Genomic DNA, 23,962 nt, shown 5'->3' on the forward strand with positions numbered 1-23,962 from the left:
GTCAATCCCCCTTCCCGGATTGGCCGACCAGCTCCAGCTCTCGCGGATTGGGAGGCGAAAATTCAACTTGCACAACGGCTTTGACAATGCCGTCCAGCGGAATCTCGCGGACGGTGAACGCGCGCCCTTCGCGGACCACCAAACGCACGGTGGCGCCGACGGTTTCGCCGATGCGGCCGGTCAGCTGGGTACCGTCGGACAGTGTCAGCTCGACTTTGCGGCCCCGCGCGCGGCGGTAGTGCTTCTCGGTGGTCAACGGGCGGTCCACGCCCGGCGAGGTGACTTCCAGGACATAGGGCGCGGCCTGGGCGTCGACCGCGTCGAGCGCCGCCGACGCCGACCGGGACAGTTCGGCGATCGTGTCGAGGTCCAGGCCCTCGTCGCCGTCGGCGACGACCGTGATGCGCGGCGGGCGCGCGGCGGCGTCGATGACCACGTCTTCGATGTCGTAACCCGCGCGCGCGAAATCACCGCTGAGTAGCTCGATTACCTCCGTCTGCGACGGCAATCCCGCAGAACGCTCCGTCACGGCGAGCTCCTCGTCTTGAGTTGTCCGGACACGATTCCCCACGGCAACAACCTGGGCACCAACCTGGAACCGACACCCCACGATACGCCAGGACGACGGTCGCAATCGCCAAACGAGCACCCGACGTGCACATCGCCGCTAATGGCAAGATATGCCTCGTGCCGAGCCCCCCGCCGACCCTCAGCAGGCGACGCGTGTTGGCTTCGGCGGCGGTATTGGCCCTGGTCGGAACCGTTTCGGCGGCGTGTGGCACCCCGCCGCAACCGCCTGAGGTCGACGAGCTCGCCGCCCAGCTCGAGCGGGCCCGAACCGACAGTCAGCTGGCCACCGATGCCGCCGCCGAGGAACGCGGCCCGGTCGCGCAGGCGTTGACCGCCATCGCCGCCGAGCGGGCGGCCCACGCCCAGGCGCTGTCGGACGAGCTGGTCCGGCTGCGCGGCGACGCCGCCCCGACCACGACAGCGACGAGCACCACGGCCGAGGTGGCCAAGGCCCCCACCGTCGCGGACGCCGCCAACGCGCTGCGGGCCTCGGCCGACAGCGCGGCCGAACTGGCCGCCAAATTGTCGGGTTACCGGGCGGGTCTGCTGGCCTCGATCGCCGCCGCCTGCACCGCCGCCTACACCGTGGCCCTGCCCGCGCCGAGGAAGCCGCGATGACGTCGCCGGAACCATCGACACCGACCCGCCCGTCCGATCCGGCCGACGGCGCCCTCTACGACGCGATCGCCGTCGAGCACGCGACCATCTACGGATACGGGATCGTCTCGGCGCACTCGAATCCCGAAGACAACTACCTGGTGTCGAAATCCATGGCCGAGCACCGCGACCGACGTGAGGCCGGGCTGGCCAAGCTCGAGGAACGCTCGATCGCGGGACCGTTGCCGGCAGCGGGTTACCAGTTGCCGATGCAGGTCGACACCCCGACCGACGCCGCCAAGCTCGCGGTGCGCATGGAGGAGGACGCGGCCGTGGCTTGGCGTGCCGTGGTCGAGCAGGCCACCACTGAGCAGGACCGCGCGTTCGGCGTCGCGGCGTTGACGCAGTGCGCGGTCGCGGCCGCGCGGTGGACGCAGGTGCTGGGCACCAAACCGGTGACCGTCGCGTTCCCCGGCGGTAATGAGTAGCCGCACTCAGGACGCGGTCTCGGCCGGCACGTCGTAGCGCTCGACGTACCCGCTGAACCGGTCCCGGATCCGGTCCGCGTGCAGTCCGTAGTCCTCGAGTCGGTAGCGGTGGGCGCCGAAGCGGCCGCGGGGATGTGCGTCGACGTAGTCGCAGATGGCCCGGCGCGCCTGCGGCGAGAGGTCCCGGCCGCAGTCGGCGTAGATCCGCTCGACGGTGCCCACCGGGTTGGTGACCAGATCGGCGTACTGCACGTCGATGATCGCCCGGCCCGGATTCGCGCGGCGGAACGCCTCGATCCGGTCGATCGACGTTTCCAGCATCCCGGTCCAGTGTTCGGCGATGTAGGTGGTGTGGTCGGCGTCGCTGAAGGTCCCGGTCAGGGTGGACAGCAGGCTGCACGCCGACGCGCACAGCACGACGGGGTCGCGGTGCAGGACGACGAGATGGGCGTCGGGATAGACGGCGGTCAACGCGTCCAGCGCGATCGCGTGCTGCGGGCTCTTCAGCGTCCAGTGTCCGCGTGCGCCGTTGCTCTGCAGCACCTGTAGCACCTGCCGGTGATAGGCGTACGCCGAGCGGTGGTCGGCGCCGAGCAGCCAGTCGCTGTAGCTCGGCACGTTCGCGATGGCCTCCCAGGTCAGGCTCTTGAAGTCCTGCCCCAGCAGGGTCAGGCATTCGGTGGGCCCCGCGGCGTCCTCGTGGTGGACCACCTTGATCTTCGGGTTCAGCGATTCGAGCATGTCGATGGCCGCAGCAGCGGCGTCGACCCGCGGGCCCGTCCGCAGTGTCTCAGCAGACGCCGGCGGCACGCTGTCGGCGGCTTCCCAGCGCAGCAGTGACCGGTTGGCAGGATCCTGGTCGAACAGTTCGCTGATGAATGTCGTTCCGGCGCGGAACAATCCGACGACCACCAGCGGCGCCTCGATGGTCTCTGCCGCGGCTGCGGGATGACGACGGAGCCAGTCGGTCACCTTCAGCCGGTTGGCCAGTCCGCCGATCATGTTCTGCTCCACGGCCATCACACCGAGGTCGTTGAGCTGCGCTTCCGTGCCGGCCGACGCGCACAGCGCGGTGAGCCCGTCGTAGAAGTCGGACGGCCCGAAGTCGTCCAGCCCGGCGAGATCGGCGGCGCCGGCCATGATCTCGTCGGCATCGAAGGTCGCCATGTTATTCGTGCCCGATCGCGACGACCGTGCGCCCGGTCGTGCGCCGGTTCTGGTGGGCGTGCAGGGCGTCGGCCACCTCATCCATCGTGATCCGGCGCCCGATCACGGGCCGGATCGCCCCGGAGGCGACGAAATCGCACAGTGCGCGGTGTACCTCGCGGCCTACCTCGGCGGGGAAGAAGTTGAGCCCGAATCTGCGGAATTCCTTGGGCAGTTCGCCGTAGGCGAGGATCACCCCGAGCACCGAGATGTTGGCCATCGACGCCTTGCGCAGTGGGCGCCCGGTCAGGCCGGACTGCGGATCGTCGTTGAACCCGACGGGCAGATATCGGCCCTCCCGGGCCAGGCATGTCCAGATCTCCTCTGTGCGTTGCCCTCCGACCACGTCGAACGCGACATCGGCGCCGTGTCCGTCCGTGTGGGCGAGGACGGCGTCGAACAGGTCGGCGGCGGTGTGGTCGATGCCCGTCGCGCCGAGTTCCTCGCAGACACGCACCTTTTCGGCGCCCCCGGCGACGGCGAGGACGTCGGCGCCCAGGGCGACACCGAGTTGGATGGCCGCCGTGCCGACCGCGCTGGCGCCGCCGACGACCAGCAGTCGCTCCCCCGCCGACAGCCGCGCCCGCCGGCACAGCGCGAGATAGCCGACGTGAAACGGCAGGGTGAATGCGGCGGCCTCGGCGTCGTCGAGTTCGGGCGGCGCCTCGAACACCGACGCCGCCGGCGCGATCGCGCACTCGGCGATCCCGCCGAGAGACTGTTTGGTCATCGCGACGACACGGCGGCCGAGCCACTCGTCGGCGCCGTCACCGGCGCGGTCGACGACGCCGCAAACGTCCATGCCGATCGTGAACGGCGGCTCACCCATGACGCTGGCGACGGTGCCCCGACACCTGGCGATGTCACCGAAGTTCAGCGAGGCCGCGGTCACCGCGATGCGAACCTCGCCAGGGCCGACGTCGGGTTCCGGAACATTTTGCACGGCAAGCACTTCGGTGGGTTCGCCGTGGCGCATGACCTGAACTGCCCTCAACGCTGAGACCCCCCGACCGCGCGGACCCTCCGGCAGCGGTAACGGTAGTAAGCAGGTCTGCTTATGTCAACGGCGCGTTCATCGCGGCGGTCGCCATGGCGATGAGGTTCTGCACGAAGGGCTCGTAGTCCAGTTGCGGACGGCTGCGGCGCCCTCGACGCTCCAGCAGCCGGGCGCGGTCGGCGATGGCGCGCAGGATGAACATCACCAGCAGCGAGAACCGTTCGGTCCGCAGGGCGTCGTCGAGGTGTTGCGTTCGCGCCGTGAGCAATTCGTAGACGTCGTGGCCGCCGGTACGGGTGAGCACCGCCTGCAGCTCGGCACTGTAGGACGCCATGTCCTCACCGGTCAGCTCGGCGATGATGAGCAGACAACAGCGTCCCCGCCATCCGCTGTCGGCCAGTTCCGCGGCGGGCCGGACGATCGCTTCCAGGACCGGGGCCAGCTCGTCGTCGCGGGTGGCCAGCGCGACGTCGAGCAGGTCGCGTTCGCGGCGCGCGAGGAAGTCGGCGTGCCGGTCGATCACCGCGCACAGGATGCCGTCGCGGGAGCCGAAGTGGTAGCGCAGCGCGGCGCGGTTGCGTTGTCCGGCCTGCCGGGTGATGTCGATCAACGACGCGTTGAACACCCCGTCGCGGGCGAAGGCGCGGGCCGCGCAGTCGAGCAGCTTGTCGCGGGTCTTCGACGCGTCCGGCGGCACGGTCGGAGTACCGCTACCGCAGGTTCGTGGCGATCTCGGCGGCCGCCCCGTCGACGGGGATCTCGCGCTTGTCGCCGGTGAACCGGTTGCGCAGTTCCACCACGCCGTCGGCCCAACCGCGGCCGACGACCACCACCCACGGCACACCGAGCAGTTCGGCGTCCTTGAATTTCACCCCCGGCGAGGCGGTGCGGTCGTCGAGCAGCACCTCGAACCCGTCGCGGTCGAGCGTCGCGGCCAACTCCTCGGCTCCGCTGCGCGCGGCCGCGTCCTTGTTCGCGATCACCACGTGGACGTCGAACGGCGCCACCGACGCCGGCCAGCGCAGCCCGAGTTCGTCGTGCTGTTGTTCGGCGATGACCGCGGCCAGCCGCGACACCCCGATGCCGTACGAGCCCATGGTCAGGCGCACCGGCTTGCCGTTCTCGCCGAGCACGTCGACCTCGAATGCGTCGGTGTACTTGCGGCCCAGCTGGAAGATGTGGCCGATCTCGATGCCGCGGGCGCTGACCAGCGGCCCGGCCCCGTCCGGCGACGGGTCACCGTCGCGGACCTGGGCGGCCTCGATCGTGCCGTCGGCGACGAAGTCGCGCCCCGCGACGAGGCCGACCACGTGCTTGCCGGGCTCGTCGGCGCCGGTGATCCACGCGGTGCCGTCGACCACCCGCGGGTCGACGAGATAGCGGACACCGTTGGCCAGCAACGCTTTCGGACCGATGTAGCCCTTGGCGAGGAACGGGTGCCGGGCGAAGTCGGCGTCGTCGAGCAGCGCGTACTCGGCCGGTTCCAGCGCCGCTTCCAGCCGTTTGTCGTCGACCTCGCGGTCACCGGGCACGCCGATGCCCAGCAGCTCCCAGTCGCCGCCGGGCAGGCGGGTCTTGAGCATCACGTTCTTGAGGGTGTCGGCGGCGGTGACGGTGCGATCGAGCGTGGCGTTGGCCCAGTCGACGAGCGTGGCGATGGTCGGGGTGCCGGGGGTGTCGTAGACCTTGGCTTCGGGCTGGCCCTCGATCGGCAGCGGGTCGGGCACCGCCGTCGTCACCGCCTCGACGTTGGCGGCGTATCCGGACTCCAGGCAGCGCACGAACGTGTCCTCGCCGATGTCGCTTTCGGCGAGGAACTCCTCGGACGCGCTGCCGCCCATGGCGCCGGACACCGCCGAGACGATGACGTAGCGGACCCCGAGACGGTCGAAGATCCGTTGGTAGGCGTCGCGGTGCTTGGCGTAGGCCGCGCGCAGGCCGTCGTCGTCGACATCGAACGAATACGAGTCCTTCATGACGAACTCGCGCCCGCGCAGGATGCCGGCGCGCGGCCGGGCCTCGTCGCGGTACTTGGTCTGGATCTGGAACAGCAGCAGCGGAAAGTCCTTGTAGCTGCTGTACTCCCCCTTCACGGTGAGCGTGAAGAGCTCCTCGTGGGTGGGCCCGAGCAGATAGTCGTTGCGGCGGCGGTCCTGCAGGCGGAACAGGTTGTCGCCGTACTCGGTCCAGCGGTTGGTCGCCTCGTAGGGCGCACGCGGCAGCAGCGCCGGGAACAGGATCTCCTGGCCGCCGATGCCGGTCATCTCCTCGCGCACGACGTTCTCGATCTTGCGCAACACCCGCAGCCCCAGCGGCAGCCAGCTGTACAGGCCGGGTCCGACCGGGCGAACGTAGCCGGCGCGGATCAGCAGTTTGTGGCTGGGCACTTCGGCGTCGGCCGGGTCGTCACGCAGGGTGCGCAGGAACAGCTCCGACATGCGGGTGATCACAGCCGACAACCTTACTGATACCGCGTACGGCGCCTACAGTTCACCGGCCTCGACCGCTTCACGGGTGTGCTGCGCGGTCGCGATCTGGCGTGCCGAGAAGCCGATCCAGAACGCCGCGATCCCGACGATCACCGCGACGCCGGCCACCCACAGCAGCGAGTAGGTGTAGCCGTGGCCGAGGGCGTCGAGCTGGGCCGGGGTCATGTCCTTGACCGGGCCGGTGGTGCCGCCCAGATACAGCGTGCGCGACGTCTGCACCGCCTGGATGACGACGAGCACCAGGGGGCCGCCGAGGTTCTGCACCATCAGCGTGATCGACGACACCGGGCCGATCTCGCCCGGCCCGACCCCGGCGATCGCGCACAGCGGCAGGATCACCGCGATGGCACCGATGCCGAAGCCGCCGACCACGATCGGCGCGAACAGGTCTGGGAAGTACGGGATGTTGCGGTCCAGCGTCGAGCCGTAGAGCATCGCGCCGAGCACGAACAGCCCGCCGCCCAGGATCAGCCAGCGCGGGGCGACGTGCGGCGCGAGCCGGGCCGCCACCGCGGTGCCCACCCCGAACGCGAGCGCGAACGGGATGAAGCAGATCCCGGCCCGCAGCGCGGAGTAGCCGAGCACGTCCTGGACCAGCAGTCCGATCATCACGGTCAGCGTCAGCAGCACCCCGCCGGCGAGGAACAGCGCGACGAACGTCATCACCCGGTTGCGGTTGTCGAACACCGAGAACGGCACGATCGGGTGCTGGGCGGTGCGCTCGACGAGCAGGAAGCTGATGAAGAAGATCGCCGCGGCGACGGCGGCGCCGATCACCAGCGGGTCGACCCAGCCGCGCGGCGGGCCCTGCGTGAAGACCAGCACGGCTGCCGAACAGCCCAGCGTCGCCAGCAGCGCGCCGGTGACGTCGAGTTTGAGCCGCTCGTGGTGGGTTTCGGCGAGCTTGAACACCGCGATCGCGATGATCGCGATGCCGATCGGCACGTTGATCAGGAACGCCAGCCGCCACGAGATGACGGTGAGCGCGCCGCCGAGCACGAGCCCGAGCACCGACCCGATGCCCTGCATGGCCGCGGAGATCGCCAAGGCCCGGTTGCGCGCCTGCCCGACGGCGTACGTCGTCGCGATCAGCGCCAGCCCCGTCGGTGCGGCGACGGCCGCCCCGGTGCCCTGGACCGCGCGCGCGACGATCAGCGTGGTGGGGTCGGTCGCCAGCCCGCACACCAGCGAGGCGATCGTGAACACCCCGACACCGGACAGGAACGCGCGCTTGTGCCCGATCGCGTCGCCGACGCGGCCGCCGAGCAGCAGCAGCCCGCCGAACGCCAGGACGTAGGCGGTGATCACCCAGCTCTTGCTGGCGTCGGTAAGCCCGAGATCGGCCTGCATCCGCGGCAGCGCGACGATGACGATGGTGCCGTCGAGCGTCGACATCAGCTGCATACCGGTGATCGCGATGATCGCCGGGCCCAGCACCGACTTGGCGAGGGGTTGCACGGGCGGCGTGGGGCGGTCCATCGACGCCGAGTCCGAATGAGACTCCGGGGAACCACCTGCCGCAGACATGGATTGCCAGCCTACAGAGTGTGGTTTGGGTGTAGTTGGATGCGCGAGGCGCCACCAACTACACCGAAATCACAACTCTCCGGAGTCGATCGCGTCCTTGACTTCCTGCGCGTGCGCCACCTGCGATGCGGTGTAGCCGATGAACAGCGACACGCAGCCGACGATCACCGCGACGGCGGCGACCCACAGCAGGCCATAGGTGTAGCCCTGGTCGAGGGCGTGCAGCTGCGGGCCGCTCATGTCGCTGACCGGTCCGGTGGTACCGCCCAGATACAGCGTGCGCGAGGTGATCACGGCCTGGATGATCGCGAGCACGACGGGACCGCCGAGGTTCTGCAGCATGAGCGCGATCGCCGACACCGGGCCGATCTGGTCGAAGCCCACCCCCGCGATCGCCGAGAGCATCAGCGGCACCACGATCATCCCGATGCCCATACCACCGATCGTGATGGGCAGCACCAGGTTCGGGAAGTACGGGATGTTGGCGTCCAGCGTGGAGCCGTAGATCATCGCGCCGAGCACCAGCACACCGCCGGCGATCACCAGCAGCCGCGGCGGGAACATCTGCACCAGCTGCGACGACAGCCCCAGCCCGATGCCGAGGGCGATCACGAACGGGATGAAGCCGATACCGGCGCGCAGCGGGCTGTAACCCATGATGTCCTGCACGTACAGGCCGATCAGCACGGTCAGCGTGAACATCACGCCGCCGGCCAGGAAGACCGCCGCGAACGTCGCCACCCGGTTGCGGTCCTTGAACAGGTCGAACGGCATCACCGGGTTGGCGGCAGTGCGCTCGACGTAGAGGAACGCCAACAGAGCAATGCAGGCGACGAGGCCGGAACCGAGTGTCAGCGGCGACAGCCAGCCCTGCTCGGGGCCCATCGAGAAGCCGAACACCGCGGCGGTGCAACCCAGCGTGGCCAGCAGCGCGCCGGTGGCGTCGAGCTTGAGCCGCTCGCGATGCGTCTCGCGCAGCGTCTTGCGGGCCAGGTGGATCATCAGCAGCCCGATCGGGACGTTGATCAGGAAGGCCCAGCGCCAGGACACCTCGGTCAGTGCGCCGCCGACGATCAGGCCCATCACCGAGCCGATACCGGTCATCGCCGCGAAGATCGCGGTGGCGGCGTTGCGGGCGGGCCCCTTCGGGAAGGTGGTGGCGATCAGCGCCAGCGCTGTCGGCGACGCGATCGCCGCGCCGACGCCCTGCAGCAGCCGCGCGATGACCAGCGTGGCCTCGTTCCAGGCCAGCCCACAGAGCACCGAGGCGATGGTGAACAGCGCGACGCCGACGATGAAGGTGCGCTTGCGCCCGATCGTGTCGCCGAGGCGACCGCCGAGCAGCATCAGGCCGCCGAACGTCAGCACATAGGCCGTGATGACCCAGCTGCGGCCGGCGTCGGACAGGCTGAGCTCGTCCTGAATCTTAGGAAGCGCGACGATGGCGACAGTGCTGTCCATGGTCGCGAGCAGCTGCATGCCGCCGATCGCGATGACCGCGGCGATGAACCGCCGCGACGGCAGCCACGCCGGGTACCTGCCCGTTCGCTCTGCCGCAGACTGATGCACGTGCACCGGTAGCGCCCGATTTGCCCCGCCCTCGGCGTCACGGCGCATGGCTGCACGCTCTGCGTCATTGAGAGCCGTCATACGGGTTACCTTACAGTAATCTTAAGAATCCTTTAACCGCCGAAAGCTGCCACGGGGCCGATCACGATGATCGCGGGCGGGCGGATTCCGTCCTCCCTGATGCGCTGCGCGACGTCGGTCAGCGATGCCCGCAAAGTGCGTTCGGTGGCCGTCGTGCCGTGCTGCACGACGAGCACCGGAGTATCCGCAGGTCGGCCGCCGTCCAGGAGTACACGGGCGAACAGTTCGATGCGCTCGACGGCCATCAGCAACACGATGGTTCCGGACAGCGCGGCCAGCGCATCCCAATTCACTAACGATTCGGGGTGGTCCGGCGCCACATGGCCGCTCACCACCACGAATTCGTGCGTGACGTGGCGATGTGTGACGGGCACGCCCGCGAGCGCAGGCACCCCTATGGCGCTGGTCACACCCGGCACAACCGTCACGGGAACACCAGCATCGGCGCACGCGATGACCTCTTCGTAGCCGCGCGCGAACACGAACGGGTCCCCACCCTTGAGCCGGACGACGAACTTGCCCGCGCGGGCGCGGTCGATCAGCACGTTGTTGATCGCGTCCTGCGCCATCGCCCGGCCGTAGGGAATCTTCGAGGCGTCGATCACCTCGACGTGCGGCGGCAGTTCGGCCAGCAGTTCCTGGGGCGCGAGCCGGTCGGCGACAACGACGTCGGCCCGGGCGAGCAGCCGCCGGCCGCGGACCGTGATCAGTTCGGGGTCACCGGGGCCGCCGCCGACGAGGGCCACCCCGCTGGCGACCGCGTCCGGCGTGTCGGCAGTGATGACGCCTTGCTGCAGGGCTTCGTGGATGGCCGAGCGGATGGCCGCCGAGCGCCGGTGCTCCCCGCCGGCGAGGACGCCGACCGACAGCCCTTCGTACTCGAATGTGGCCGGGGTCACCGCGGTGCCGTCGCGGGCCACGTCGGCGCGCACACAGAAGATGCGGCGGCGTTCGGCCTCGGCGACGATCGCGGCGTTGACGGCCGGGTCGTCGGTGGCCGCGATGGCGTACCAGGCGTCCTCGAGGTCGCCGTCGCGAAACTCCCGAAGCTGCAGGCTGATTCCGTCCATCGCCTCGACGACCGGGGTGGCCTCACGGGCGATGACGTGCACGTCGGCCCCGTTGGCCACCAGCAGCGGGAGCCGCCGCTGGGCGACGCTGCCGCCGCCCACGACCACGACCCGCTTGCCGGTCAGCCGCAGGCCGACCAGGTAGGCGTCGTCGGTGCTCATGCTCACCGGGTGAGCTTAGAGGTTGCCGCCGCTGGTGCTGAACCGCGACTCCGCCGCGGCCACGAACCGCGCGATCGCCCTGGGGTGTGCGGCGGGGTGGGTGTGCAGGTACCCCGCGTGCACTCCCCCGTCGACCGCGCCGTCGCGCCGGCCGCCGACGTTCCCGCCGGCGAACACCCACGCCGGGGCGTAACTGTCGGCGAAAGAAACTGCGGTGCGGTGAAATTCGTGGCCCATCACCCGGTCACCCACGGCGTGCAGCGGTGAGTCGCTGACGACGACGGCCTCGCGGTAGCCCAGCGTGAGGCGGTCGGTGAAGCGCGCGGAGCCCTTCAGCACCCCGCACATCGGGTGGCCGTCGAGGTCGTCGAGCAGGTAGGTCAGCCCCGCACATTCGGCGTGCACCGGCGCTCCGGTGGCCGCCAGTGCTCGGATCTGCGCGCGCACCGGTTCGTTGGCCGACAACTCGGCGACGAACTCCTCGGGGAAACCTCCGGGTACGACGAGGGCGGCGGTGTCGGCGGGCAACTCGTCGGTGAGCGGGTCGAAGTCGACGACGTCGGCGCCCGCGGCGGTGAGCAGTTCGCGGTGCTCGCGGTAGCCGAATGTGAACGCCTTGCCCGCGCCGAGCGCGACCGTCGCGCGACCGCCGCCGTCCGTCGCCGCCTCGGCGGACCAGGGTTCGGCGGCCACCCGGCTGTCGGCCAGCGCGGCGAGCGCGACGAGGTCGACGTGGCGACCGACGAGCGCGGTCATCGCCTCGACCGCAGCACGGGCGCGCTCGCCGTGCTCGGTCGCGGTGACCAAGCCCAGATGCCGTGCCGGAACGGATAACTCGTCGGCCCGCGGGATCGCGCCAAGGACGGATACACCGGCGTGTTCGCAGGCCTGCCGCAGCACCTCCTCGTGCCGCGGGGAGCCGACGCGGTTGAGGATCACCCCGGCGACGCGCACCGAGGTGTCGAACGTCGAAAACCCGTGCAGCAGAGCGGCGATGCTGTGGCTCTGCCCGCGGGCGTCGACCACCATGACGACCGGCGCGCCGAGCAGCCGCGCCACGTGCGCGGTCGACCCGAACGCGGTGCCCGCCGAGCCCTCGGCGATGCGGCCGTCGAACATGCCCATCACGCCTTCGATGACGGCGATGTCGGCGTCGCGGCTGCCGTGCCGGTACAGCGGCCCGATCAGCGACTCGCCCTGCAACACCGGGTCGAGGTTGCGGCCGGGCCGGTGCGTCGCGAGGGCGTGATAACCGGGGTCGATGTAGTCAGGGCCGACCTTGAACGGCGCGACGGTCCGGCCCGCCCGGCGCAGCGCGCCCATGAGACCCGTTGCAACGGTGGTCTTTCCGCTGCCGGAAGCCGGCGCGGCGATCACCACACCGGGCGCCGACCTGCTCACCACTCAATGCCCTTCTGGCCTTTGCGGCCGGCGTCCATCGGGTGTTTGACCTTCGTCATCTCGGTCACCAGGTCGGCCGCGTCGAGCAGCGCCTGCGGGGCGTCGCGGCCGGTGATCACCACATGCTGGGTGCCGGGGCGCCCGGCGAGCGTGGCGATCACCTCGTCGACGTCGATCCATCCCCACTTCAGCGGGTAGGTGAACTCGTCGAGCACGTAGAAGTCGTGTCGCTGCTCGGCGAGCCGGCGCGTGATCTCCGCCCAGCCTTCGGCGGCGGCTGCAGCGTGGTCGACTTCGTCACCGTGCTTGCGCGACCAGGACCAGCCCGAGCCCATCTTGTGCCACTGCACCGGCCCGCCGACGCCGTGTTCGTCGTGCAGCCTGCCCAGTTCGCGGAACGCCGCCTCCTCGCCGACCTTCCACTTCGCGCTCTTGACGAACTGGAACACGCCGATGTCGAAGCCCTGGTTCCACGCCCGCAGCGCCATGCCGAACGCCGCGGTGGACTTGCCCTTGCCGGCGCCGGTGTGCACGGCGAGCAGCGGGGCGTTGCGGCGCGCGCGGGTGGTCAAGCCGTCGTCGGGGATGGTGAGCGGTTGGCCCTGCGGCATCGGTGACTCCTCGTCAGGCGGCGGTGCGGACGACGTCGGTCAGGCTGTCGGCGCGCAGCTGGGCCAGCCGCACCGCCGGGGCGCCCAGCTGCCGGGCCAGCTCCTCGGCCAACCCCAGTCGCACATAGGACGTTTCACAGTCGACGACCACCGCCGCGGCGCCTTCGGCGACCAGCCGCGCGGCGGCTTCGCGGGTGCGGCCCAACGGATTCGGGCCGCCGGTGGCGCGCCCGTCGGTGAGCACCACCACCAGGCTGCGGCGTGCTCGGTCGCGCGCCTTTTCCCGCACCACGACGTCGCGGGCCGTCAGCAGGCCCTGCGCCAGCGGCGTCTTGCCGCCGGTGGCGAAGCGCGCCAGCCGCCGCGACGCGATGTGCACCGACGACGTCGGCGGCAGCAGCAGCTGGGCCTCCTGCTGACGGAACGTCACCACGGCCACCTTGTCGCGGCGTTGGTAGGCGTCGCGCAGCAGCGACAGCGTCGCGCCGCTGACCGCCGACATCCGGTCGCGCGCGGCCATCGACCCCGACGCGTCGACGACGAAGATCACCAGGTTGCCCTCGCGGCCCTCGCGAACCGCACGGCGCACGTCGCCGGGTTGCGGCCGCGGCACTCCCGGCACCCGCTGGCGCTCGACCGCGGCGAGCAGCGTGCCGAACACGTGGACCCCGTATCCGGGTTCGGCGCCGGAGCTCGCCGCGATGGTCTTGCCGGTGCGGTTGCGCGCCCGTGAGCGACGGCCCGGCGCACCCTCGCCGACCCCGGGCACCACCAGCGATCGCGTGCGAAACGTCGCCGACGGCGCCGCGCTGGGCCGCGAGCCGCCGCCTGAATTCTGTTGCGAAGAAGCTGTTTCCGATTCGCTTTCCGACGACGAGGATCCGCCGCCGGGCGGGTCGGGTTCCGGTTCGTGGTCCTGGTCGGCGGCCTCGCCCGCTTCGGCCATCGCGTCGTCCAACTGGCCAGGGTCCAACCCCGGATCGTCGAAGGGATCGCGACGGCGGCGGTGCGGCAGCGCGAGTTCGGCGGCGACCCTGACGTCCTCCTCGGTCACGGTGTCCGCGCCGCGCCAGGCCGCGTGCGCCACGGCCGTCCGGGCGACGACGAGGTCGGCGCGCATCCCGTCGACGTCGAACGCCGCACACAAGGCGGCGATCCGCCGTAACTCCTTGTCCGGCAACACCACCGAGTCGACCGAGGCGCGCGCCGCGGCGATCCGCCGGGCCAGCTCGGCGTCGGCGTCGGCGTGGCGACCCACGAACGCGTCGGGGTCGGACTCGAACTCCATGCGCTGCCGGATCACCTCGACGCGCACGTCCACATCGCGCGAGGCGCGCACATCGACGGTCAACCCGAACCGGTCGAGCAACTGCGGACGCAGCTCGCCCTCTTCGGGATTCATCGTGCCGATCAGCACGAAGCGGGCGTCGTGGCTGTGCGAGACGCCGTCGCGTTCCACGTGCACCCGGCCCATCGCCGCGGCGTCGAGCAGCACATCGACGAGATGGTCGTGCAACAGGTTGACCTCGTCGACGTAGAGCACACCGTTGTGGGCGCGCGCCAGCAGTCCCGGCGAGAACGCATGTTCGCCGTCGCGCAGCACCTTCTGCAGGTCCAGCGAGCCGACCACCCGGTCCTCGGTCGCGCCGATCGGCAACTCGACGAGACGGCCGTCGCCGATGGCCTCGAGCACCCGGGCCAGGCCGCGCACGGCCGTCGACTTCGCGGTGCCCTTCTCCCCGCGGATCAGCACGCCGCCGATGTCGGGCCGGATCGCGCACAGCACCAGCGCCAGCCGCAGTTGGTCGTGTCCGACGAGGGCGCTGAACGGATAGGTCACGGCTTCAGCATAGGGACGTGCGGAATGCCGTCCTCCAGGAACTCCTCACCGTCGCGGACGAAGCCCAACCGGGCGTACATGTCGGCCAGGTAGGTCTGCGCGTCGATTCGGCACGGGTAGTCGCCGACCTCGGCCAGCGCGGCCTGCAGCAGTCGGGTGCTGTGCCCGTGCCCGCGGGCCTCGCGCTGGGTGCAGACCCGGCCGATGCGGAACTCCTTCTGCCCGCCCGGATGTTCCTCCATCAACCGCAGTGTGCAGATGACCTCGCCGGCAGGCGTTTCCAGCCAGAAATGACGGGTCTCGGCGAGCAGGTCGCGGCCGTCGAGTTCCGGGTACGGCGTGGCCTGTTCGACGACGAACACCTCGACCCGCAGCTTGAGCAGTTCGTACAGCGTCGCGGCGTCGAGGTCCTTGGCCCAGCTGCGCCGCAGCATCACCGTCATTCCACGGCCACCGTGGCGTGCTCCTCGAGCCGTAGCACCCGCGACCCCCAGGCCCACACCTCGTCGAACAGCGCGGGCTCGGCGGACAGTTCGACGTTGAGCGACGGCACCATCTCCTTGAGCTTAGGCAGCCACGCCTGATAGCGCTGGCCGAAGCAGCGCTGCATCACGTCGAGCATCGCCGGTACCGCCGTCGACGCGCCCGGTGACGCGCCGAGCAGGCCCGCGATCGTGCCGTCGCCGGCGGCCAGCACCGTGGTACCGAAATCCAGCACGCCTTTGCCCTTGGCGCCGCAGATGACCTGCACGCGTTGGCCGGCGACGTTCAGCTCCCAGTCGGATTCGGTTGCTCTGGGGGCGAATTCACGCAGTGCGCCGATCCGTTCGGCGTCCGAGAGCATCAGCTGGCCGATCAGGTACTTCAGCAAGCCGAACTGGGTGAGCGCGACGTTGGCCATCGACGCGACGTTGTTCAGCGTGATCGACTCGGGCAGGTCCAGGATGTCGCCCTGCTTGAGGAACTTCGGCGACCACCCGGCGAACGGGCCGAACAGCAGCCAGGACTTGCCGTTGATGACGCGGGCGTCCAGATGGGGAACCGACATCGGCGGTGCGCCCACCGGCGGCTGGCCGTACACCTTGGCCCGGTGCGCCGCGGTCAGCGCCGACACGTTGGTGCGCAGGAACTTGCCGCTGACCGGGAAGCCGCCGAAGCCCTTGGCCTCCTTCATGCCCGCCTTCTGCAGCAGGTTCAGCGCCCCGCCGCCGGCGCCGACGAACACGAACTTCGCGCGCAGCTTGCTGGTCTGCCCGGTGCGCAGGTTGGCCAGCTTCAGCGTCCAGGTGCCGTCGGACTCCTGGCGCAGGTCGCGCACCTCGTGGCCGAACCGGGTGGTCATCCCGCGCTGGGCGACGTAGCCGATGAGTTGGCGCGACAACGCACCGAAGTCGACGTCGGTGCCGTGCTGCGACCAGTTCAGTGCCACCGGGTGGGCGAAGTCGCGCCGCTCGGCCATCAGCGGCAGCCGGCGGGCGAACTCGGTCTCGTCGTCGATGTACTCCATGCCCGCGAACAGCGGGTTGGGCGAGAGCGTGTCGTAGCGGCGCCGCAGGTACTTCACGTTGTCGGCGCCGTGCACGAAACTCACGTGCGGGATCGGGTTGACGAAGCTGCGCGGGTCGGTGATGACCCCGTTCTCCACGGCGTACGCCCAGAACTGGCGGGTCACCTGGAACTGCTCGTTGACGCGCACGGCCTTGCTGATGTCGATGGAGCCGTCGGGCTTCTGCGGCGTGTAGTTGAGTTCGCACAGCGCCGAATGTCCTGTGCCGGCGTTGTTCCACGCGTCGCTGCTCTCGGCGGCCGCGGCGTCAAGGCGTTCGACGAGGGTGATCGACCAATCCGGCTCCAGCAGCCGCAGCAGGGTGCCCAGCGTGCCGCTCATGATGCCCGCGCCGACGAGCACCACGTCCGTCGTCGTTGTGTTCTCAGACACTGACAATCACTTCCTCCGACAGGGCCGATGACGAAGCACAGGTTAGCCCGCACGGCCCTTTTCCAATCCCCTCGCTTGACCTGGTCGCGGACTACTGTTGCGGGGGTGCCGGAGTGGAAGGCTGACGTGCTGCCCGGATATCGGCAGCACACGATGGCGCTGGGGGCGGACCCGGACGGGGAGGGCGACCTGGTCGCCACGCTGGTGCGCCGCGGTGACCCCGACCCGTCGGCCGCTCGCGCGGTGCTGCTGGTGCACGGTTTCACCGACTACTTCTTCAACACCGATCTCGCCGACCACCTCGCGGCCCGCGGCTTCGCCTTCTACGCCATCGACCTGCACAAATGTGGACGGTCGTGGCGGGAGGGGCAGACCCCGCACTTCACCACCGACCTGGCCCGCTACGACGTGGAGCTGGGCCGGGCGCTCGACGTGATCGCCGAGGAGTCCCCGGCCGATGTGCTGGTGTACGGGCATTCGGCGGGCGGGCTGATCGTGTCGCTGTGGCTGGACCGGCTGCGCAGCCGCGGCCTGACCCGCCGCCGCCGGGTGACGGGTTTGGTGCTCAACAGCCCGTGGCTGGACCTGCAGGGCCCGGCGCTGCTGCGTGCGGCGCCGACGACCGCGGCGATCGGCGCGGCGTCGCGGTTCCGCAACCGGCTGGTGGTGCGGACGCCGACGCCGGGCGGCTACGGCACCACCTTGCACCGCGACTACCACGGCGACTTCGACTACGACCTGCGGTGGAAGCCGATCGGCGGTTTTCCGGTGACGCTGGGGTGGATCCGCGCGATCCGGCGCGGCCACGCCAAACTGCACCGCGGGCTCGACGTCGGCGTGCCGAACCTCATTCTGCGCTCGGACCGCAGCGTGCGTGAGGCGAACAATCCGGACGCGATCCAGCGCGGCGACGCGGTGCTCGACGTCCGGCAGATCGCGCGCTGGGCCGGCTGCATCGGCAACCGCACCACGGTCGTGCCGATCGTCGACGCCAAACACGACGTCTTCCTGTCGTTGCCCGAGCCGCGCCGGGCGGCCTACCGAGAACTGGACGGCTGGTTGGACTGGTACATGCGCGAGACATCCGACGCCGCCCACTCACAAGGAGGTTGAGCCCGTGGCCCACTTCGACATCGCGATCATCGGAACCGGTTCCGGCAACTCGATTCTCGACGAGCGCTACACCGACAAGAAGATCGCGATCTGCGAGCAGAGTGTGTTCGGCGGTACCTGTCTCAACGTCGGCTGCATCCCGACGAAGATGTTCGTCTACGCCGCGGGCATCGCCGACGATGTCCGAAACGCCGCGCGCTACGGGGTCGACGCCCACATCGACGCGGTGCGCTGGCCCGACATCGTCTCGCGGGTGTTCGGGCGGATCGATCCGCTGGCGCTCGGCGGTGAGAACTACCGGCGGGCTTCGCCGAACGTGGAGGTGTTCTCCAGCCACACCCGGTTCCGGCCGTCGACTGCCGACGGCCGCCACGCGCTGCGCACCGACGACGGCGACGAGTTCACCGCCGACCAGGTCGTCATCGCGGCCGGTTCGCGGGTGACCGTTCCCGAAGCGGTGACCGAATGCGGTGTGCCGTACCACACCAGCGACACCATCATGCGGATCACCGAGGTGCCCGAGCACATCATCATCGTCGGCGGCGGATACGTCGCCTGCGAGTTCGCCCACGTCTTCTCGGCGCTGGGCAGCCGGGTGACACTGCTGATCCGCGGCGCCACGCTGCTGCGCGGCCACGACGACGACATCGCGATGCGCTTCACCGACCTGGCTTCCAAGAAGTGGGAGGTCCGCAACCATCACGAACTCGCCGACGCCCGCAAGGTCGGTGACGGTGTCGAAATCACCTGTCAGGACGGGTCGAAACTGCGCGGCGACGTGCTGTTGGTGGCGACCGGACGCGTCCCCAACGGCGATCAGCTCGACGCCCATCATGCGGGTGTGAAAGTCACCGCGAGCGGGCAGGTTGTCGTCGACGAGTTCCAACGGACAACGGCGCGGGGCATTTTCGCGCTCGGTGACGTGTCGTCGGACTTCCAGCTCAAGCACGTCGCCAACCACGAGGCCCGGGTCGTCAAGCACAACCTGCTGCAGGACTGGGACGACACCGAGGCGATGATGCCCGCCAACCACCGCCATGTGCCGTCGGCGGTGTTCACCGATCCGCAGATCGCCACCGTCGGGTTGACCGAGAACCAGGCGCGGGCACAGGGATACCGGATCAAGGTCAAGATCCAGGATTACAGCGACGTGGCCTACGGCTGGGCGATGGAGGACACCGTCGGGATCGCGAAGCTCATCGTCGACGACGACACCGGCCTGCTGCTCGGCGCGCACATCATGGGCCATCAGGCCTCGTCGCTGATTCAGCCGGTCATCCAGGCGATGGCGTTCGACCTGCCCGCGCAGGAGATGGCCCGCGGCCAGTACTGGATCCATCCGGCGCTGCCCGAGGTCATCGAGAACGCGCTGTTGGCGCTGTGCGGCGAGCCGCCCTGGCCGCCCTCCCGGCGGCACTAACCGCGCTGGACCTCGAACCCCCACGGCAGTTCGAGCCGGTGTGCGGCAAGCAGATCGGCGTCGGACAGGATGTCGGCGATCGGACCGTCGGCCACCACCGTGCCGCTGTCCATCACGACCGCGCGGTCACACAGTTGGGCGGCATACGGCAGGTCGTGGGTGACGATCAGCATGGTGGCGTCGAGCTTGCTCAGCGTCTCGGCCAGCTCCCGGCGGGCGACGGGGTCGAGGTTGGCCGACGGTTCGTCGAGTACGAGAATCGCGGGCGCGCATGCCAGCACGGTCGCCAGCGCGGCGCGGCGGCGTTGTCCGGCCGACAGGTGGGTGGGGCTGCGGTCGGCTTGCTCGGTGAGCGACACGGTGGCCAGCGCCTCGCGGACCCGGGCGGCCAGTTCCTCGCCGCGCAGGCCGAAGTTCGCCGGACCGAACGCCACGTCCTGCGCGACGGTCGGCATGAACAACTGGTCGTCGGGGTCCTGGAAGACCAGCCCGACGGACCTGCGTACATCGCGTAACGTCTTGCGGCCCACGGTGATCCCGTTGACCTGCACGGTGCCCGAGGTCGCAGTGAGCACCCCGTTCAGATGCAGCATCAGCGTGGTCTTGCCTGCGCCGTTGGGGCCCAGTACCGCGACCCGCTCCCCTGATTCCACCGTCAGGTCCACACCGTCGAGTGCCACATGCCCGTCCGGGTAGACGTGGCGCAGCGCCTGCACCGTGATCGCGGTCATCGCAGCACCCACGCCGTCGCCGCGACCACGACGGCGGCCGCCGCCGGGGTCATCACCGTCACCCACTGCGCCGCGACGGCCCGCGGTGGCGCACCGATCACCGCGAGATCCGGTGCGCGGCCGTCGAACCCGCGGGACAGCATCGCGAGGTACACGCGCTCACCGCGCTCGTAGGACCGTAGGAACAGCGCGCCGATCCCCTTGGCGATCGCCCCTGCCTGGTGCAGCGCGCGCGGTGAGTCGCCGCGCGAGATGCGGGCCATCCGCATCCGGCCGGCCTCGGCGCTGAGCAGGTCGATGTAGCGGATCATCAGCACCAGCACCGAGGTCGCCACCGCGGGCACGCCCAGCCGGCCCAGCGCGGTGGGCAGTTCGGTGGTCGACGTGGTCGCCGCGACGGTCAGCGCGGCCGCCACACCGAGGGTGCCCTTGACCACGATGCCCCACGCCGCCCACAGCCCGGATACCGAAAGCGCAACTCCGGCAACGTCGATGCGCTCACCGCCCTCGACGAACGGCAGCAACACGGCCAGCACCACGAACGGCGCCTCGATCAGCATGCGCGGCAGGATCCACCGCAGCGGAATCCGCGCCATCCGCCACACGCCCAGGATGATCACGGCGTAGACGGCGAACGGCCAGAACATCTCTCGCGGGGTGGCGACGACCGCGAGCACGAAGACGACCAGGCAGGCGATCTTGACCTCGGCCGGCGCACGGTGCACGGTGGAGTCGTCGTGCCGGTACAGCGGGTGGGCGCCCGCACCCATGGCTAGGTGCGGCTTTCGCCGGCGTCGGTCTTGCGGGTGCGCGCGATCAACCAGAACGCGGATCCGGCCACCACGACAGTGGCGAGCACGCCGATGATGCCTGCGACCCCGCCGGTGCCGTCGCGGCCTGCGACCGCGTAGTCGGCCAACGGGCTTGCCGCCAAACCGTGTTCGTCGGCGTGCTGAGCGATGCAGTCACCGGTCAGCTGTTCGCCGTCGGGGGTCTCCACCACGTCGCAACCACGCAGCGTCGTCGAATCCAGGCCGTCGGGGCTGGCGCTCGCGAAGTACGACACCACCCCGGCGATGAGCAGGGTGGCGACGGCGAAGGCCGCCCAGAATCGCCAGTGCGACCTCATACCGCGACCTCCTGACGGCTGCGTCGCAACAGGTACACCAGATCGGGCCGCGCCCGCGCGACGGCCATCACGGTGATCGCGGTGATCAGCCCCTCGCCGATCCCGATCAGCGCGTGGGTGCCGAGCATGTAGCCCGTGACCGCGCCGATCGACGTCGGGGCGGCACCGCCGATGGCGTATTCGAGCACGAATCCCATTGCCGCACAGACGGTGCCGATGAGGGCGGCGATGAACGCGATGGTGCCGAGCCCGGCGACCGGGACGTCGCCGCGCCTGCGGGCGACGGCGTACAGGAGCACCGCCGTGGCGTACCCGGCCGCCAGGCCGATGACCGCCATGTTGACGATGTTGGTGCCCAGTGCGGTGACGCCGCCGTCGGCGAACAGCAGCGACTGGACGACGAGCACGATCGCGATGCACAGCGCGCCGGTGTAGGGGCCGACGAGGATCGCGGCGAGCGCGCCGCCGAGCAGGTGGCCGCTGACCCCGGGCAGGATCGGGAAGTTGACCATCTGGACGGCGAAGATGAACGCGGCGACGAGGCCGGCCAGCGGGACGGTGCGTTCGTCGAGTTCGTTTCGCGCCTTGGCCGCGCAGAACGCCACGGCGAGCGCCGCGAGGACTCCGAAGATCAGGGAGGTCGGGGCGTTGACGATGCCGTCGCTCATGTGCATCGCGACATAGTGGTTGACCACGAACGCGAGCCTAGAACCCCAGTCGACACCTGTCTAGCTGAACAGATGTGCATGTGTAGCGACTTCGGTGTCGCCGGTTGCGCTGGGCGCGACCGACGACACCGAAATCGCGTGTCAGCGCTTGGTGGCGGTCACCAACAGGTACTCGGCGTCCCAGTGCGACCGGCCCGGCTCGCCGCGGTCCCAGCCCTGCAGGAAGGCCAGGAAGTCGGCGTCGAGCGCGGCCACCCGGTCGGCGTCGCCCGCGTTGAAGGTGTACGCCGCGATGGTGGGCCCGTAGTTGCGCTTCCAGTATTCGCGGAACTCGACCGGGGTGTCGCTGTGGTCGAGGCGCACTGTCTGCCTGCGCATGGTGAGGTCGGCCACCCGGTCGCCGAACAGGCCGCGGACGTGATCCTCGTCGCCCCACAGCGGCGCCGGGCTGGCGCCGGGCGGTGGCGGCGGCGCGTAGGGCTTCATGGTGGCGAACAAGTTGCCGATGAAGCCCTGCGGCGTCCAGTTGACCATGCCGATGGTCCCGCCGGGACGGGTCACCCGCACCAGCTCGTCGGCCGCGGCCTGATGGTGCGGGGCGAACATCGCGCCGACGCAGGACATCACCACATCGAAGCTGTTGTCCGCGAACGGGAGTGCTTCCGCGTCGGCCTCTGCCCACTCCAGTTCGACGCCGCGCTCGGCGGCGATCCGCCGCCCGGCGTCGAACAGCTCCGGGGTGAGGTCACTGGCCGTGACGACGGCGCCGAGCTCGGCGGCGGGGATGGCGGCGTTACCCGAGCCGGCGGCGACGTCGAGGACGTGGTCGCCGGCCCGGACCGCGCAGCCCTTGACGAGCTCGGGCCCGAGCGACGGGATCAGTTCGGCCGCGACGGCCGGGTAGTCGCCCGACGCCCACAGCGCGCGGTGTTTGGCCTTGAGGGCCCGGTCGGCGTCGAGATTTGTTGCGGTCATGGTGACCTCCTTCGGGTGTTGTGTGTGATGTTCAGCGTGTGCGCCGGAGCTTCGGCGCTCGTTCGGTGTGGATGAAATGGGCAGTTCAGCGGTGTTATCCGTCGGCGCCGTCGGTGCCGTTGCCACCGGTGGTCTTGGTGCCTGTCCCGCCGGCGCCACCGGTCCCGCCCTGACCGCCCGCGCCGCCGTCGCCCCCGTTGCCGCCACCGCCGCCGTAGCCGTTGGCGACGGGCGCCGACGCGGTGCCGCCCTGTCCGCCTGCGCCGCCGTCCGAGCCGAGGCCGCCGTCGCCGCCGCGGCCGGCCTGCCCGCCGTAGGCCGATCCGCCCGTGCTGAAGCCCTTGCCGCCGGCGCCGCCCTTGCCGCCACCGCCGCCGAACGTCCCGCCGTGACCGCCCTGACCGCCGGCGCCCGCGTAGGTGACGTCCTTGGTGCCGGACGCGACTCCTCCCCCGCCGCCGTGCCCGCCGGAACCTGATGCGATGGCGTCGCCGCCGGCGCCGCCGTTTCCACCGACTCCGGCGCCGTCGTTGCTGAGCGAGTAACCGCCCTCGCCGCCGTTGCCGCCGGCGCCGAACACCGCCGTCCCGCCGTCGCCGGCGTCGCCGCCGAACGCGCTGCCTTTCGGTGTGGCGGCGACGCCTCCTCGTCCGCCGTGCCCGCCGTCCCCGAAGACGCCTGCGGCTCCGCCGTTTCCGCCCTTGCCGCCGGTCGCGTTGCCGGACTGCGCGTCGGCGGTACCGCCCATTCCGCCGTTGCCGCCCTTCTGCCCGGCCAGCCCGTCGCCGCCGCGCCCGCCGTTGCCGAACAGCAGACCGCCTCGGCCGCCGTCCTGGCCCGGTGCGCCCGGGGCGCCGTTGCCGATCAGCAGGCCGCCGTTCTCGCCCGGTTCGTCACCGTTGCTGATGAACACCCCGATCAGCGCGGCCACGGCGTCGTTTCCGGGGACCGGCTGCAGGGTCGACGACGGTCCGCGGTCCGGGTCGGTCCCGGCATCTCGTGTCACGGCGAGGCGCGGCGAGTGCCGGTTCGCGGTCGACCGGATCACCGGCCGATTCGCCGTCGTAGCTAGCGCCGGCGACGCCGGCGACGACGAAACCAGCTGTGGTGCAACGACGATGCTCGCTGTCTGCGGGAGGTAGGCGATTGGCGGCCGTCCGGCGTCCCGCGGCACCGTGGTCACCGCGGGAGGCGTTGCCGCGGAATGCGACAGGAGCACTGCGGGCGCTGCCGCCGTCGGCAGGGACGACGGCACGGGCGCCGGCGCCGCGACCGGTGCGGCCGACGGGACGACAACGCCGCCGACGCCGAGCGCGATCGCGAGGGCGCCGATGTGGCCGATGGCTGAGTAGCGGTTCATGGTCAACTCCGGGGTCGAG

General features: G+C 70.4%; 23 protein-coding genes. 4 read left to right on the top strand and 19 right to left on the bottom strand.

Annotation, left to right across the window (positions count from 1 at the left end):
- Window position 1: 1 nt before the first annotated feature.
- Complete coding sequence (gene rimP / locus BLW81_RS23925; protein ID WP_083409339.1) at window positions 2–529, bottom strand: ribosome maturation factor RimP; 528 nt, start codon at window positions 527–529, stop codon at window positions 2–4.
- A gap of 158 nt (window positions 530–687) precedes the next feature.
- Here rimP and BLW81_RS23930 point away from each other — a divergent pair, with 158 nt between their 5' ends.
- Entirely contained in the window at window positions 688–1,188 is a 501-nt protein-coding gene (locus BLW81_RS23930) for a hypothetical protein (RefSeq protein ID WP_083409340.1), read from the top strand.
- Entirely contained in the window at window positions 1,185–1,655 is a 471-nt protein-coding gene (locus BLW81_RS23935) for a ferritin-like domain-containing protein (protein WP_083409341.1), read from the top strand. The genes BLW81_RS23930 and BLW81_RS23935 overlap by 4 nt, the downstream gene beginning before the upstream one ends.
- 6 nt (window positions 1,656–1,661) lie before the next feature.
- Here the strand turns inward: BLW81_RS23935 and BLW81_RS23940 are convergent, their stop codons facing one another.
- The 12 genes from BLW81_RS23940 to mqo form a co-directional block, all read right to left on the bottom strand.
- Complete coding sequence (locus BLW81_RS23940) at window positions 1,662–2,822, bottom strand: sulfotransferase family protein (RefSeq protein WP_173839668.1); 1,161 nt, start codon at window positions 2,820–2,822, stop codon at window positions 1,662–1,664.
- A 1-nt stretch (window position 2,823) separates the two neighbouring features.
- On the bottom strand, window positions 2,824–3,804 hold the full coding sequence (locus BLW81_RS23945; protein ID WP_235632078.1) for a zinc-binding dehydrogenase: 981 nt from the start codon (window positions 3,802–3,804) through the stop codon (window positions 2,824–2,826).
- Between the two features lie 112 nt (window positions 3,805–3,916).
- Window positions 3,917–4,555, bottom strand: a complete 639-nt coding sequence (locus tag BLW81_RS23950) for a TetR/AcrR family transcriptional regulator (protein WP_083409344.1) — start codon at window positions 4,553–4,555, stop codon at window positions 3,917–3,919.
- Between the two features lie 13 nt (window positions 4,556–4,568).
- Window positions 4,569–6,308: a proline--tRNA ligase gene (locus tag BLW81_RS23955; protein ID WP_083409345.1), complete on the bottom strand. Its 1,740-nt coding sequence runs from the start codon at window positions 6,306–6,308 to the stop codon at window positions 4,569–4,571.
- 33 nt (window positions 6,309–6,341) lie between these two features.
- Complete coding sequence (locus tag BLW81_RS23960; protein ID WP_083409346.1) at window positions 6,342–7,874, bottom strand: MFS transporter; 1,533 nt, start codon at window positions 7,872–7,874, stop codon at window positions 6,342–6,344.
- A gap of 69 nt (window positions 7,875–7,943) precedes the next feature.
- The gene (locus tag BLW81_RS23965; RefSeq protein WP_407662355.1) at window positions 7,944–9,491 is read right to left on the bottom strand and encodes an MFS transporter; all 1,548 of its coding nucleotides are present in this window, start codon (window positions 9,489–9,491) and stop codon (window positions 7,944–7,946) included.
- 65 nt (window positions 9,492–9,556) lie between these two features.
- Window positions 9,557–10,756, bottom strand: a complete 1,200-nt coding sequence (gene cobA / locus BLW81_RS23970) for a uroporphyrinogen-III C-methyltransferase (protein WP_083409348.1) — start codon at window positions 10,754–10,756, stop codon at window positions 9,557–9,559.
- A gap of 15 nt (window positions 10,757–10,771) precedes the next feature.
- Window positions 10,772–12,157: a cobyrinic acid a,c-diamide synthase CobB gene (locus BLW81_RS23975; RefSeq protein ID WP_083410777.1), complete on the bottom strand. Its 1,386-nt coding sequence runs from the start codon at window positions 12,155–12,157 to the stop codon at window positions 10,772–10,774.
- Entirely contained in the window at window positions 12,154–12,768 is a 615-nt protein-coding gene (gene cobO, locus BLW81_RS23980; RefSeq protein WP_083409349.1) for a cob(I)yrinic acid a,c-diamide adenosyltransferase, read from the bottom strand. Before cobO ends, BLW81_RS23975 begins: the two co-directional genes overlap by 4 nt.
- A gap of 13 nt (window positions 12,769–12,781) precedes the next feature.
- Window positions 12,782–14,608 carry a magnesium chelatase subunit D family protein gene (locus BLW81_RS23985; protein ID WP_083409350.1) on the bottom strand — a complete coding sequence of 609 codons (1,827 nt, stop codon included), beginning with the start codon at window positions 14,606–14,608 and terminating at the stop codon, window positions 12,782–12,784.
- Window positions 14,605–15,051: a GNAT family N-acetyltransferase gene (locus BLW81_RS23990; protein ID WP_083409351.1), complete on the bottom strand. Its 447-nt coding sequence runs from the start codon at window positions 15,049–15,051 to the stop codon at window positions 14,605–14,607. The genes BLW81_RS23985 and BLW81_RS23990 overlap by 4 nt, the downstream gene beginning before the upstream one ends.
- Window positions 15,048–16,547 carry a malate dehydrogenase (quinone) gene (gene mqo, locus BLW81_RS23995; protein ID WP_157897821.1) on the bottom strand — a complete coding sequence of 500 codons (1,500 nt, stop codon included), beginning with the start codon at window positions 16,545–16,547 and terminating at the stop codon, window positions 15,048–15,050. The genes BLW81_RS23990 and mqo overlap by 4 nt, the downstream gene beginning before the upstream one ends.
- Before the next feature lie 153 nt (window positions 16,548–16,700).
- Between mqo and BLW81_RS24000 the strand changes: the two genes are divergently transcribed.
- Together BLW81_RS24000 and mtr are read left to right on the top strand one after the other, a co-directional pair.
- The gene (locus BLW81_RS24000) at window positions 16,701–17,660 is read left to right on the top strand and encodes an alpha/beta hydrolase (protein WP_407662356.1); all 960 of its coding nucleotides are present in this window, start codon (window positions 16,701–16,703) and stop codon (window positions 17,658–17,660) included.
- Between the two features lie 4 nt (window positions 17,661–17,664).
- The gene (gene mtr / locus BLW81_RS24005) at window positions 17,665–19,080 is read left to right on the top strand and encodes a mycothione reductase (RefSeq protein WP_083409354.1); all 1,416 of its coding nucleotides are present in this window, start codon (window positions 17,665–17,667) and stop codon (window positions 19,078–19,080) included.
- On the opposite strand, the gene BLW81_RS24010 is transcribed toward mtr, so the two are convergent.
- From BLW81_RS24010 to BLW81_RS24035, 6 genes are all read right to left on the bottom strand, one after another.
- Entirely contained in the window at window positions 19,077–19,811 is a 735-nt protein-coding gene (locus tag BLW81_RS24010; RefSeq protein ID WP_083410778.1) for an energy-coupling factor ABC transporter ATP-binding protein, read from the bottom strand. The genes mtr and BLW81_RS24010 overlap by 4 nt on opposite strands.
- A complete protein-coding gene (gene cbiQ / locus BLW81_RS24015) occupies window positions 19,808–20,581 on the bottom strand; it encodes a cobalt ECF transporter T component CbiQ (RefSeq protein WP_083409355.1) in 774 nt (257 codons plus the stop codon). The genes BLW81_RS24010 and cbiQ overlap by 4 nt, the downstream gene beginning before the upstream one ends.
- Before the next feature lie 2 nt (window positions 20,582–20,583).
- Window positions 20,584–20,940: a PDGLE domain-containing protein gene (locus BLW81_RS24020; protein ID WP_083409356.1), complete on the bottom strand. Its 357-nt coding sequence runs from the start codon at window positions 20,938–20,940 to the stop codon at window positions 20,584–20,586.
- A complete protein-coding gene (locus BLW81_RS24025; protein WP_083410779.1) occupies window positions 20,937–21,614 on the bottom strand; it encodes an energy-coupling factor ABC transporter permease in 678 nt (225 codons plus the stop codon). The genes BLW81_RS24020 and BLW81_RS24025 overlap by 4 nt, the downstream gene beginning before the upstream one ends.
- Window positions 21,615–21,749: 135 nt before the next feature.
- On the bottom strand, window positions 21,750–22,583 hold the full coding sequence (locus BLW81_RS24030; protein ID WP_083409357.1) for a class I SAM-dependent methyltransferase: 834 nt from the start codon (window positions 22,581–22,583) through the stop codon (window positions 21,750–21,752).
- Between the two features lie 94 nt (window positions 22,584–22,677).
- Window positions 22,678–23,943, bottom strand: a complete 1,266-nt coding sequence (locus BLW81_RS24035) for a hypothetical protein (RefSeq protein ID WP_157897822.1) — start codon at window positions 23,941–23,943, stop codon at window positions 22,678–22,680.
- Window positions 23,944–23,962: the final 19 nt, after the last annotated feature.

The sequence above is a fragment of the Mycolicibacterium rutilum genome, from assembly GCF_900108565.1.
In the GTDB taxonomy this organism is placed as follows: domain Bacteria; phylum Actinomycetota; class Actinomycetes; order Mycobacteriales; family Mycobacteriaceae; genus Mycobacterium; species Mycobacterium rutilum.